The 11,976-nt window shown below is 69.7% G+C and carries 11 protein-coding genes; 2 read left to right on the top strand and 9 right to left on the bottom strand.

The window, feature by feature from the left end; genetic code table 11:
• Positions 1-4 precede the first annotated feature (4 nt).
• The 5 genes from GF068_RS13500 to GF068_RS13480 all read right to left on the bottom strand — a co-directional run bounded on the left by GF068_RS13500 (position 5) and on the right by GF068_RS13480 (position 4,034).
• Entirely contained in the window at positions 5-982 is a 978-nt protein-coding gene (locus tag GF068_RS13500) for a calcium/sodium antiporter (protein WP_153819742.1), read from the bottom strand.
• A 20-nt stretch (positions 983-1,002) separates the two neighbouring features.
• Positions 1,003-2,424 carry a Na+/H+ antiporter NhaA gene (gene nhaA / locus GF068_RS13495; RefSeq protein WP_153819741.1) on the bottom strand — a complete coding sequence of 474 codons (1,422 nt, stop codon included), beginning with the start codon at positions 2,422-2,424 and terminating at the stop codon, positions 1,003-1,005.
• Positions 2,425-2,577: 153 nt separating this feature from the next.
• A complete protein-coding gene (locus GF068_RS13490) occupies positions 2,578-3,096 on the bottom strand; it encodes a hypothetical protein (protein WP_153819740.1) in 519 nt (172 codons plus the stop codon).
• Positions 3,093-3,668: a hypothetical protein gene (locus GF068_RS13485; RefSeq protein WP_153819739.1), complete on the bottom strand. Its 576-nt coding sequence runs from the start codon at positions 3,666-3,668 to the stop codon at positions 3,093-3,095. Before GF068_RS13485 ends, GF068_RS13490 begins: the two co-directional genes overlap by 4 nt.
• Positions 3,669-3,743: 75 nt before the next feature.
• Positions 3,744-4,034, bottom strand: a complete 291-nt coding sequence (locus GF068_RS13480) for a hypothetical protein (protein ID WP_153819738.1) — start codon at positions 4,032-4,034, stop codon at positions 3,744-3,746.
• Here GF068_RS13480 and GF068_RS13475 point away from each other — a divergent pair.
• Positions 4,033-5,109, top strand: coding sequence for a hypothetical protein (locus tag GF068_RS13475; RefSeq protein WP_153819737.1), 1,077 nt, complete (start codon positions 4,033-4,035; stop codon positions 5,107-5,109). The two genes, GF068_RS13480 and GF068_RS13475, sit on opposite strands and share 2 nt — an antisense overlap.
• 1 nt (position 5,110) lies before the next feature.
• Here GF068_RS13475 and GF068_RS13470 read toward each other — a convergent pair whose 3' ends face one another.
• The 4 genes from GF068_RS13470 to GF068_RS13455 all read right to left on the bottom strand — a co-directional run bounded on the left by GF068_RS13470 (position 5,111) and on the right by GF068_RS13455 (position 9,181).
• Positions 5,111-5,761, bottom strand: a complete 651-nt coding sequence (locus GF068_RS13470; RefSeq protein ID WP_153819736.1) for a hypothetical protein — start codon at positions 5,759-5,761, stop codon at positions 5,111-5,113.
• A 481-nt stretch (positions 5,762-6,242) separates the two neighbouring features.
• Entirely contained in the window at positions 6,243-7,100 is an 858-nt protein-coding gene (locus GF068_RS13465; protein ID WP_153819735.1) for a hypothetical protein, read from the bottom strand.
• 92 nt (positions 7,101-7,192) lie between these two features.
• Positions 7,193-8,533 (bottom strand): hypothetical protein, encoded by a 1,341-nt coding sequence (locus GF068_RS13460; RefSeq protein WP_153819734.1) that lies wholly within the window; start codon positions 8,531-8,533, stop codon positions 7,193-7,195.
• A 66-nt stretch (positions 8,534-8,599) separates the two neighbouring features.
• Positions 8,600-9,181, bottom strand: coding sequence for a Uma2 family endonuclease (locus GF068_RS13455; RefSeq protein ID WP_153819733.1), 582 nt, complete (start codon positions 9,179-9,181; stop codon positions 8,600-8,602).
• 95 nt (positions 9,182-9,276) lie between these two features.
• Between GF068_RS13455 and GF068_RS13450 the strand changes: the two genes are divergently transcribed.
• Positions 9,277-11,970 (top strand): ArnT family glycosyltransferase, encoded by a 2,694-nt coding sequence (locus GF068_RS13450; protein ID WP_153819732.1) that lies wholly within the window; start codon positions 9,277-9,279, stop codon positions 11,968-11,970.
• The last annotated feature ends 6 nt before the right edge of the window (positions 11,971-11,976 follow it).

Here is an 11,976-nt window from a genome sequence, read left to right as displayed (position 1 = left end):
ACGACTAGCCCCGCAGCACGGTCACCACCGTGAACGCGACGTAGAGACCCACCGCGAAGGCGCCCTCGAGGCGGGAGATCGTCCGCTCGCTCCGGATGAACACCGCCCCGAGCGCCGTCATCACGAGCAGCCCCGCGAGATCCATCCCGAGCGTCCCCAGCGGGGCAGCGACCGGGCCCGCGAGCGCCGCCGCGCCCAGGCACAGGAACGTGTTGAAGATGTTGGAGCCCACGACGTTGCCGATGGCGATGTCCGAGGCTCCGCGTCGCGCCGCGATCACCGCCGTCACGAGCTCCGGCAACGAGGTCCCCACCGCGACGATGGTCAGGCCGACGAGCCGATCACTCATCCCGAGCGCGCGCGCGACCGCGACCGAGCCGTCGACGAAGATGTCGCCGCCGACGAGCAGGACGAGCAAACCAACCGCCGCCGTCGCCGCCGCGCGCAGGGCGCCGCCGGGCTTCGGCGCGCCCGCCTCGTCCGCGGCCCGCTCCGTGGCGAGCGTGTCCGCGCGGGCCTCGGCGACGATCGAAGCCGAGCGCGCGGCGCGGATCATCCACCCGGTGTAGACGAGGGCCACGAGGAGCAGCCCGGCCGCTTCCCAGGTGCGCACGGCGCCGTCGAGCAAGAGCAGCGGCACGAGCAGCGCGCTCGCCACGAACATCGGCAGCTCGCGCTGGCGTAGCGACCCGTCCACCCGCGCCGGCCGGATGAGCGCGGCGACGCCGAGGATCAGCCCGATGTTCACGATGTTCGAGCCGATGACGTTCCCGAGCGCCACCTCGCCGTGCTGGTCGATCGCCGCCTGCACGCCCACGATCACCTCGGGCGCCGACGTCCCGTACGCGACGACCGTCAGGCCGACGAGGATCTGCGGCACGCGCAGCGCGAGGGCCAGGGCGGACGCGCCGCCCACGAACCACTCGGCGCCGAAGTAGAGGAGCACGCCGCCGCCGGCGAGCTGAATCCACGGGTTCGTCATTCCACCACCGGGCTCGACATTTACACCTCCGTCGAGCTCTCCGCCTCATCCGCCGTCCGCGCCTCGCCCGGCGTCGGGGCCGGCGCGAGCAGCAGCCGGCCGAGGACGAGCCCGAGGACCGCCGCGGCGCCGCTCGCCGCGAGCACGCCGAGCTTCGCCGCGGCGAGCAGCTTCGCGTCCACGAACGCGAGCTGCGCGATGAACAAGGCCATCGTGAAGCCCACGCCCGCGACGACGCCGAGCACCACGAGGTGCCGCCCGCCGAGGCCCACGGGCAACGTCGCGATCCGCAGGCGCAGCGTGACCCAGCACATGGCGAGCACGCCGAGCGGCTTGCCGATGAGCAGACCCACGGCGGCCGCGATCATCACGAGCTGCGAGGCGTCGTCGAGCGATCCCCCCGCGACGGTGACCCCCGCGTTCGCGAGCGCGAAGACGGGCATGATGCCGAAGGCCACCCACGGATGCAGCATCGTGATCAGGCTCTCGGCGGGCGACATGGCCTCGCGGCGCGCGCGGTCCACGTGGCGGAGCGTCTCCGCGAGCGCGTGCGAGGAGAGCGCGTCCGCCGGGGCCTTCGCGAGCTGCTCGAGCTCGCTCCGGATGCCGACCATGAACCCGTCCGGCCCGAGCCACGCGCGCACCGGCGTCGCGAGCCCGACGATCACGCCCGCGATCGTCGGATGCACGCCGGCCATGTAGATGCCGGCCCACGCGACCACGGACGGCACGATGTACACGAGCTTCTGCCGCACGCCGAAGCGCTGCATCGCGAACACCCCGGCGAAGCCCGCCGCGGCGAGCACGATCCCCGAGACCGAGATGCCCTTCGAATAAAAGAGCGCGATGACCACGATGGCCCCGAGGTCGTCGATCACGGCGAGCGCGAGCAGGAGCACGCGCAGCGCGGCCGGGACGCGTTTTCCGAGCAGCGTGAGGATACCGACGGCGAAGGCGATGTCCGTCGCCATGGGCACGCCCCAGCCCGAGCGGATCGCGGGGGCGCCGGCGAAGGCGAGGTAAAGCGCCGCGGGCGCGATCATCCCGCCGAGCGCCGCGGCGGCGGGCAGCGCCGCGCGCCGCCACTCGGAGAGCTCGCCGTGGTGGATCTCGCGCCGGATCTCCATGCCCACGACGAAGAAGAAGATCACCATCAGCCCGTCGTTGACGAACCACTCGAGCGAGCGCTCGAAGCTGAACGTGCCGACGCGGATCCCGAGCGGCGTGTGCCAGAGGTGCTGGTAGCTCTCCGCCCAGGGTGAGTTCGCCCAGACGAGCGCGACGGCCGCGGCGACGAGCAGCAGGATGCCGCTCGCGGCCTCGATGTGGAGGAACCGCTCGAGCGGCCGGCCCGCGAGCCGCGTCAGGCGCAAGAGCGGCTCCCAGGCTTCGGGCGGCGTCGAAGGAAGGGGGCTCCGCCCCGGTGCGTGTGTGGTCGACATGCCTCATCCCTCGCCGGCGGATTCGCCGGCTCGGATGGCGGCCCGACCATCCTCGATCCTGCAGCGACCGTCGCTGCACCCTTCCATGCGAAGAACGCGTGGGCCGGACCTTCGCACGGCTCTGCATGCCCGTCGAGGGGGGGTGAGGCTGAGCTACGCCTCGTCCTCGCCGAGCGACAGCGTCGCGTCGAGCAGCTCGCCGAACGTGGCGCCGTGGTGCGCGCGTGCGGGCGAGCCGAGCGCGACGAGCTCGTCCTCCGGCAACACGCGCCGCACGTGCTCGGGCCCCGTGGACGAGCTCTGCTCGACGAGCACGCGCGCCTCCTCGACCGGCGCCTTTCGCTCCACGCCGAGCCAGCCGGCCTTGCGCGTGGGCGGCGGTTCTGCCGTGAGGCCGTCGATCTCCCAGGTCGAGTAGTCGTCGACGCCCTCGTCGCCGCGCACGTCGGCGGCGCGTACGCTCGCGACCTTGCGCGAGGCGGGCGCTCGCTCCTCGGACTCGGGGCTCGGCTCGGCCTCGGGGTCGAGGATGCCGGGCAGGGCGTCGTCGAGCGGCAGCTCGTCCTTCATCGAGCGGGGTTGCCGTGACGAAGCGGGCGGCACGAGGTCCGGCGTGGACTTCGAGACCTTCGTTTCGGGCGAGCCGGAAAAGGGCTGGTCGTCGTCGCTCAAGCGTCACCTCGTGGGGCCGGCCGGTCGAGCTCGGCGAGCACCTCGGCCCACACCGTGCCTCGCGCGAGCTCGGCGCGCATCCTCGCCGTCGCCGAAGCGCTGCTCACGAAGAACCGCGCGCGTGACTCCACGCGCTCGAGCCGCACGACACGCACGCCCTTGCCGCTCGCCGTGGCGAGCGCGCCTTCGAGGGCGATCTCGCAGAGCTCGTCGCCGTCTCCGCCGAGCGGCGAACCTGCCACGACGAACACGAGCGCGCGGCCCCATCGTTCGATGTCGAGCGCGCCGAGCCCGGCGAGCGCCCATGCGGCGGCGAGCTCCGACAGCGCGGCCTCGGGGCTCGCGTCGAGCATCCCGCGCGGCGCGTCCGGGCCCTCGGCGGCGAGGCGTTTTTCCGCGGCGCGCCCGATCGACTCGCCGAGGGCGCGCGCGAAGACGCGGCGCGCGGCCGGGCTCGCGCCGCCCCAGAGCGCCATCAGCGCGGAGGCGGGCACGACGAGGCGCGCCTCTCCGCCGAGCCGCACGAGCCCTTCGGCGAGGTCGAACGACAAAGTCCCCGCGTTCGTGTACATACCTTCCCGTGTCGAGCGGCCTTCTAGCCCGACGAGCTCGGACCTCATGGTTGTAGGGCGTCGCGCCGAGGGGTGTCAAATGGCGGCGTCGCCCTCGTGGCGCTGGCGCCGGGCCGCGGGGTGGGTGGCACTTCTCGTGACCGCCGCCGCCGCCGCCGCTTCCGCCGCCGCCGCGCCCGCGTCCGCGCCCGTGTCCGCGCCCGCGGGGCCCTCCGTCTTTCCGGCCCGCGAGCGCCCGAGCGCCGCTTCGACCCCGACGCGGGCCTGCTCCTTCCACGCGCCCGTCTGCGTGCATGCTGGCGCCTCCGTGGCCGAGGGCTCGATCCTCCGCGCGCTCGCCTCGGCCGAGCGCTCCCTCCGCGCCATGATCGCGCTCGGCTTGCCGCTCCCTTTGCCCGACGACGGTCGCGGCGGCGACGCGCGGTACGACCTTTACCTCGTCGAAGGCGCCTCCGCGCCCTTCACCGTGCCCGACGGCATCACCACCGGCCTTGCCTGGGACCGCGCCGCGGCCTTCTCCGTCCTCCCGCCGCCCGATCCTGCGGCGGGTTGTGACGTCGACGCCGCCATTACCCGCGCCCTCGTCCATGCCTCCGTGCTCCGCCTCGACGCGGGCGCCGAGGCCTCGGCCATAACCATGGCCGGCGCCGAGCTCTCCGCGGCGATCGACGATTGTGGTTTGCTCGACGCCGCGGCCGTCGACGATTTCCAGCGCGCCCCCGAGCGCGCGCTCACCACCCTCCGCGACCCTGGCGCGCCCGCGGGCTCCTTCCTTTTTGCGCGGTTCCTCGACGACCATTACGGCACGGGCGTGCCTTCGGGTGTCCTCTTGGGCCTGCTCGCCGTCGCGGGCCAGCGCACGCCGCCCTCCGCCCTCCATTTCCACAATGAGCCCGACGTCTTCGACGCCTTGCGCAGCAACACCCGCGCGCGGGAGAAACCTTTCGAGGACCTGCTCCTCGATTTCGCCGTTCACCGCGCCTTCGTGGGCTCACGGAGCGACGGCGGGCACCTCTCGGACGTCGATCGGTTTGGCGATTTTGGCCGCGTGCGTTTCGAGTGGTCCGTCCCTTACGACAGCTTGCCGCGCCGGCTCGCCCCGCTCCGCCCGATCGAGGCGACCGGCGCGACCTATCTGTGGCTCGATTTGAAGGGCGCGCCCGAGGACGCCGCGATCACCTTCGCCGCGGACTGGGAGCTCGGCGTCTTTTTCCACTGGTCGCTCCTGAAGATCGACGCCGCGGGGATGGAGGTCGGTCGCGTGAGCATCGCGGGCATCAATGGCGCGACGCACGCCGAGCGCGAGATCCGCGACGTGCGGGGCCTCGCGGGTTTGCTCGTCGTTGGCGTCAACGTGGGCTCGATCGACCGGAGCCACCCCTTCGACCCGGACCTCGGCCCTGGATTGCCTCGCTCCTACACGGTGACGCTCTACCGCTGATTCACGTCGTGATGGGCACGCAGAGCCCCTGCACGCCGTGGATGGCCGTCGAGGTCGCGTAGCCGAGCAATCCTTGCAAGAAATACCCGGGCGGACAGGTCTCCGTGAACGGGCTGCCGCCGGTGCCCCCGGACGAGGGCTCGATGCTCCCGGGCGCGCCCATTTGCACCCAGGCCCGCACGCGCGCGCAGCGCACCCCGATCCGATCGAGCGTCGTGCCTGCGCGACCACGCACGGCCATCACGGCCTCGTTTTGCGGGCAATCCGAGGAGAACGTTTCCCCCGTCATCGCCCCGATCATCGGCCTCTCGTCCCTGCTCGTGAACATGCCATTGTCCAGCATTCGCGCGCACACCAGCCCGAGCGCGCCGATCGTCCCATCGCTGCGCCCCCGGAGCCCGACCACGAGCTCGTCGTCCGCGCACGTCAAGGCATAAGGATCGCCGGTCGAGGCGCCACGCGGGTCGAGGAAAAAGGGCGTGAGCGGGTCGATCTCGTACACGGTGGGGTAATCGGCCTCCGCGCTCGGGTTCGGATCGTCGAGGCGCAGGGCGAAACGAGGGGAAGGGGCAGGATCGGGCTCGCAGGCGAGGAGCGCCAGAGACGCGGCGAGCGTGAGCAAGGGGAGCAGCAGGGTGGGGGCCGCGGGCATGGGGAGCGGAGGGGGCAGCGGGTGTGCCAGGGTGTGTGTGGTGGCGAGAGGGGCGGTTTTGGACAAAAAGTGACTGCGCGCGAGCGGAGCGCCTGGACGTCGCGAGAAAACCTCGTTCCGCCCGGCCGGAGCGCCTGGCCTCCCGGAGGGACACGCGCTCCGACCGGGCGGAGGCGCGGGACGTCCGGAGGGACGCGCGTTCCGAGATCGCGGAGCGCGCGTCGTCGCGTCGAAAAACGGGCGTAGGCCGCGTCGGAGGGCGCGTCCTTCGGGAGGGAGGACGGGCCGCGCGTGGGCGGAGGGCGCGTCCTTCACGAGGGACGCAGGCTCCGCCTCGGCGGAGCGTTTGTTCCTCCGGGTGGGGCGACGGCTGAAAAATGTAGAAACAAAAAATCTGGCGAGGGACGCGCGCTCCGAGCGCGCGCAGGGCCTGAAATGCGCGGTTCTTCAGCCTGTCGGCTCTTAAAATGTGGAGGGGATGTCACGGAGCGGGGGCGTCATCCTCGACGACGCGGATGGGGAGCCATCGGAAGCCGGTGACGCCTGCGTCTTTGAAGATGCGCCAGACCTTGGGGGAGACGAGGAAATCGGGTTGCCACAAGACGGCCGTCTTCAGGTCGCCGTTCCAGCGCGCAATCCCGAAGCGCTCCCACATCCGGTTGACGTCCTGGGCTCCGACGAGGTCCCGAGCGTGGTAGGCGAGTCGTAAGGGCTCCTTGGTGGAGGTGTTGAACTTGCCGCGCCCGCACGTCTTGCACACCTTGTTCCGTTCGACGCCCGTCGAGCGCGGCGACATCGGGGGGAGCGTGTGCGACGCCCACATTTGCCTCCAGGGCAGCTTGGTCTGCCGCATGTCCTTCTGCCTTGCGTACACGCTCCGGAAGGAGAGCCCCGAGAGCCCCGCGTTCTCGAGCGTCTCGGCGAGCCGCTCGTCGACGAGGATCTCGTTGTAGCTGACGACAACGCGATACTGCCCGAGCTTCGGCATGCTGTCCCTGCTGGTGCCATCGAGCACGTACGCGGAGGTTTGCCGCATCCCCGCGCCACAAGCTCCGCACGCGTTCGAGATGTCGTAATCCGTGCCGAACCGCGGACCTCCGAGAACCTCTATTTCCCAGGTGCCGCCCGCCATGATGAGGGGTGCCGCTTCGAACTCCTCGTCCGTGTACTCGTCCCAGCGATCCTCGGTCCATTCGACCTTGTGGGCGAGGAGAAGCTTTTGCAGGAGGGGCAGGCGAGGGTCGGTGACATCCAGTCGGACATCGACAAAAACTTTTTTCAGGACGGGGATGTCCTCCACCTCGGCCACATCGGGCCCGCAGCCGGCGGCAGAAAGCACGGTCTGCTCGCGTCCCGGGACAGCTTTGCCGTCGAAATGTACGCGTATCTTTGTTCTCATCGTTCACGCTCTATGGTTTCCCACCATCCTTATCAATCCAGAAAATAATGCTCCATGGCCTTTAGCCAATGCGGTAAGTTACTGTAGGCTTCCTGGTATCCCTTCCATAGCGCCGGCAGGGCGGCCGGATGAATGTGCTTCGTGAGCTTTGCAAGCTTGTTCGTCATCACCGTGTGCGCCTCGCTCGACAGGATCACCGACGGCCCATCCAGGGCGTTGAGGCCGATGCCCTCCATCTTCGCCGTCTCGTAGATATGGTGAGCTTGCCACTTCCTTTCATACCCCTTCGTGAAGTGCCGCATCACCCGAAACGGCCCGACCACCTCCGCTTTGGCGAGCGCCTGCGTCAGCTCCTCCCCGAACTCCGCCGCCAGGTACTTGGCCGCATCCTCCGACAGCCCACTCACATCCTTGATGATCACCTTCTCGCCACGCGCCAGGGCCTCCGACGTGGCCTTCATGAACTTGTTCCCCACCGCCATCGAGACCGGCGAGAACAACACGGCCACGGCCGCCGCCTGGAGCCGCGGGTCGTTCGGCCCATCGGCGTTCATCCCGCCGACGATCCCGTATTCCTTCCCGTCGGCCCGATGGAGGTCCTCGTTCATTTGCAGGTTGAAGATCGCCCCCGCGATCACCACCTGCTCCAGGATCGCCCCGGCTCGCGTCTTCTTCTTTCGCGCGGGGCAGCCCTCCTTCGTCTGCTCGCACGAGGAGACGCTCAGCGGCTTTCGCTCCGGAACGTCGACGAGCTTCGGCAACGCCCCGCCGCGATCCACGAGCCCGTGCTCCTCGTCAATCCATTTCTCCTCCCGCTTCGGGAGGATCGACTCCTTCGACAAGACGCCCTCGCGCGGCAAGATCGAATCCTGCCGCAGCTTCGCCGGGCGTGACGGCGGCGTCGCCTCCTCCTTCGGCTGCGTGATCAACTTCTCGCGGACGCGCTCCTCGACGGGTCTCTCGTCGTCCACGGGATCCTCGCCGCCCCGCCCTCCACCTTCGTTCTCAACTTCCTTCTTCGGCGCCGGTCGCTTCGCAGGAGCGGGCTTCGGCGGTGGCGGCGGCGGCGCCGGCTCGCAAGGTAAATGGTAGCGCGTGGGGATCATGTACCGGGTCTTCGACCCCACCCGCGGATTGAAGACGAAGATCGGATGGTGCGCGCTGCTCTCCGCGATCAGCGTGATCCAAGGCTCCTCGGTGACCGGCTTGCCCGAATGGTCGTACGTCCACCGGAGGATCCCCGGCCCATGCGGACGCATGCACGCCGCGACGACCCAGGGCGCCTTCTTCGCAGGTGCATCCGCGAGCGCGGGCGAGACGCAGAGGGCGAGGGCGAACAGCAGAAGGATCGACGAGACGAGATGACGGCGCATGGGACCCTCCCGCGCCCAGGGTACCGCCTCGTCGAGCCCGATCGGTAGCCCGCCTGCGACCTCGGATCACTGCGCCTCCAGCACCTCCCACCACGCTGCCAGATCGATCTCCACCCCCTCGAACGGCTCCGCCTGCACCTTCTCCTCGGCCCCGTACACCCCGAGCTCGACCCAATGGCCATTCTCGAGCCGGCTCACCATCAATGCGCGCGCGTCGAGGTCCACGTACCATAAATACCCGACGCCGATCTCCGCATAAAACCTCCGCTTCACGATCAGGTCGTACCGGCGTGTCGTGGGCGAAAGGATCTCGCAGAGCCAATCCGGCACCGTCGTGAGGGGCGCGTCCTCGGGGAGCCTGGCGAGCCGCTCCCGCCGCCATCCCGCCACATCCGGCACGAACTCCGGCGCGCGCGCGAGCTGAATGCCAGGCTCGGGCAGGATCCACCAGCCGCCAGGGCCCCCGCGGCCCTTCTGGAAGGGTCCGCGCAGCGCTTCCGCCACCTCGGCTTCCATGTTGGCGTGCAGGGCGCGCGGGCGCGGGAAGACGTACAGCATCCCGTCGATGATCTCGCCGCGGAGGTGCTCCGGGAGGGACTCCAGATCCGCCAGGGTCGCGGGGCGGCCGAGGGGGCGAGCGAGGGCCATGGCCGAAGCCTACCACGGCAACTCTCGACCCGGAGAAACCTCCCCCTTTGCCCCCGCCCGCAGGCTTGCTAGTGCATGGCCCGAGCCCGCGAGCCATGAGCGAGATCAAGCAAGATCCAAGCGAAGACGCCGACGAAAAAGCCGAAGGGCCGGAAGAACCGGCCGCGGAGGAGGCGGAGGCGGAGACGGAAGCGGGCGCGGAAGCCGACGCGGAAGCCGACGCTGACGACGCCGACGCGCCTCCCGCCCCCGATCCTCTCCTTCGCCCGGGCAACCCGCTCCAGCTCGTCCGCGGCACCTCCACGCTCGCCGTCGGCGCGCTCGTCGCCTTCCTCCTCATGGCCTTGCGCCCGCAGTACCGCGTCGGCGTCCCCCTCGGCCTCCTCGCCGTCCTCGTCGCGACCTTCGGCCTGCTCGACCTCTGCGGCACCTTCGACGACCCCGACGACCGCGTCGAGAAACGACTCGCCCTCGCCGACCTCGCCGCGCCCCTCGCCCTGCTCGGCGGCGCGACCCTCGGCCTCTTCGTGTCCGTCTCCCTCGCCGTCGCCGGATACATCGGCCCCGTCGTGGCGGGCCTCGCCGTGCCGGCCTGTTTTCTCGCCGCCGTCGTCGGCGTCTACGGCGCAGGGGAAAAACTCGGCGCCTGGGAGAAAGACCCCGCCGGCAAACCTCTGCCGCTCCTTCGACGACATGGGTTCTGGCTCGTCACCCTCGTGACGCTGCTTTACCTGCCCGCGCTCGGCAGCCATTCGCTCAGCGACCCCTGGGAGACCCATTATGGCGAGGTCGCCCGCGAGATCCTCGCCCGCAATGACTGGATCTCCCTCTGGTGGGCCCAGGACGGCTGGTTCTGGTCGAAGCCCATCCTCGATTTCTGGATGCAGGCGCTCGCCATGGCCGCCTTCGGCGTGCGTTATCGGCCCGGCGCCATGCTCTCCGCCGTCGCCGACGGGCGCACGCCCTTCCCCGAGTGGGCCGTGCGTTTGCCCATTTTTTTCCTCACGCTCGTCGCGACCTACCTCCTCTACAAGGCCGTCGCGCGGGTCTTCGGCCGCCGCGCCGGCTTCCTCGGCGGGCTCGTCCTCACCACGATGCCGCAATGGTTTCTGGTCTCGCACCAGACCATGACCGACATGCCCTTCGTCGCCACCATGTCCGCGGCGATGGCCCTCTTCCTCCTCGGCATCCACGAGGACACCGAGCGCGAGGTGCGCGTCTACGAGGTCTCCGTCTTCGGCGCGAGGTATCGCCTCTCCAGCTATCACCTCGTCCTCGGGATGATCATCGCCTGCGCATTGCCGCAGGTCCTCTATCTGCTCTCGCGCAACTTCGAGATCCTCACGAGCCCCTTCGCCATCCGCCTCCACGCGGACGCCTTCCGCTCCGGATCCCCCGGCAACTGCGGCCTGCCCGGCAACCAGCCCTGCGGCGACGCCTTCCCCGTCCTGAAGGGCCTGCAGCCCGCGCTCCAGGCCATTCTGTGGATCCAGGCGCTCGGCCTCGTGCTTTACATGTCCTGGGGCGAGCGGCGCGCGCAGCGGCTTTATTTCCTCGCGGCCTGGTTCTTCGCCGCCCTCTCCACGATGGCCAAGGGGCCCGCGGGCTTCGGCCTGCCCGTGCTCTGCTGCCTCGCCTATATCGTCGTCTCGCGCCGTTATCGCGACCTGCTCCGCCTCGAGATCGTCGCCGGGTTGCTCATCCTGCTCTCGGTCGCCCTGCCGTGGTTCGTGGCGATGTACGCGCGGCACGGGCAACCTTTCACGGATCGGCTGCTCTTTCACGACATGTTCAAGCGCGCCTTCACGCACGTGCACGACACGAACGAGGGCGACGACGTGGGCTTCCGCTTCTACATCTGGCAGCTCGGCTACGCGATGTTCCCGTGGACCGGCCTCGTGCCGGCGGCGCTCGTCGCCTGGCTCCGGCGGCGCGAGGAGGACTGTCGAAAGAGCGACGCCTCGATCTTCCTCGCGATGTGGTTCTTCTTCGCGTTCGCGCTCTTCACGCTCATGCTCACGAAGTTCCACCATTACATCCTGCCGGCCCTGCCGCCGGCCGCGATGCTCACGGGCATCCTGCTCGACGAGATGGTGCAGCGCTCGGGCAAGGTGAAACGAGCCGCAGGTGATTTCGTGCAACAATACGAGCGCGCCCTCTGGGGCGTCGCCGGGATCGCAGGCGGCCTGCTCGTCTTTTTCGTGGGCCGCGACCTCGTGGGCGCGCGTGAGGGTATGCTCGGGCAGGTGCGGCTCCTGCACCTCTTCACGTACAATTACAAGCGGCCCTTCCCGCCGACGCTCGATTTCAAGACCCCGCTCCTCGTCTTCACCTGCGCCGCCGCCGTCTTGACGTTCGCCCTCGTCTGGGCCCGCGCGCGTCGCCACGTCGTGACCGCGCTCTCGGCCGCCGCCGTGCTCTTCGCCGCCTGGGGCATCGACGTGTATTTCATGAAGACCTCGCCGCACTGGGGGCAACGCGAGACGGTGCTCGCGTACAACCGCGCCAAACGGGAGATCCCCGGCCCGCTCATCGCCTTTCAGATGAACTGGAAGGGCGAGAACTTCTACAATGGCAACGCCATCCCGGCGTTCGTGTCCAGCGGCAAGAAGTTCCAGGACTACGTGCTCGACCAGAAAAAGAAGGGCGTGAAGACGTTCTACTTCATGACCGAGCACGGCCGCATGGGCTCGCTCGCGAACGAGCTCGGCGGGCCCCGCGTCTTCGACAAACTCACGACGCCGGAGCTCAACAACAAGTTCGGGCTGGTGCGCGCGACGTTCGAGTGACGGGCT

The organism is Polyangium spumosum, assembly GCF_009649845.1.
GTDB classification, from domain to species: Bacteria; Myxococcota_A; Polyangia; order Polyangiales; family Polyangiaceae; genus Polyangium; species Polyangium spumosum.
Note: the sequence above shows the minus strand (reverse complement) of the source record. Positions and strands in the feature narration are given on the sequence as shown.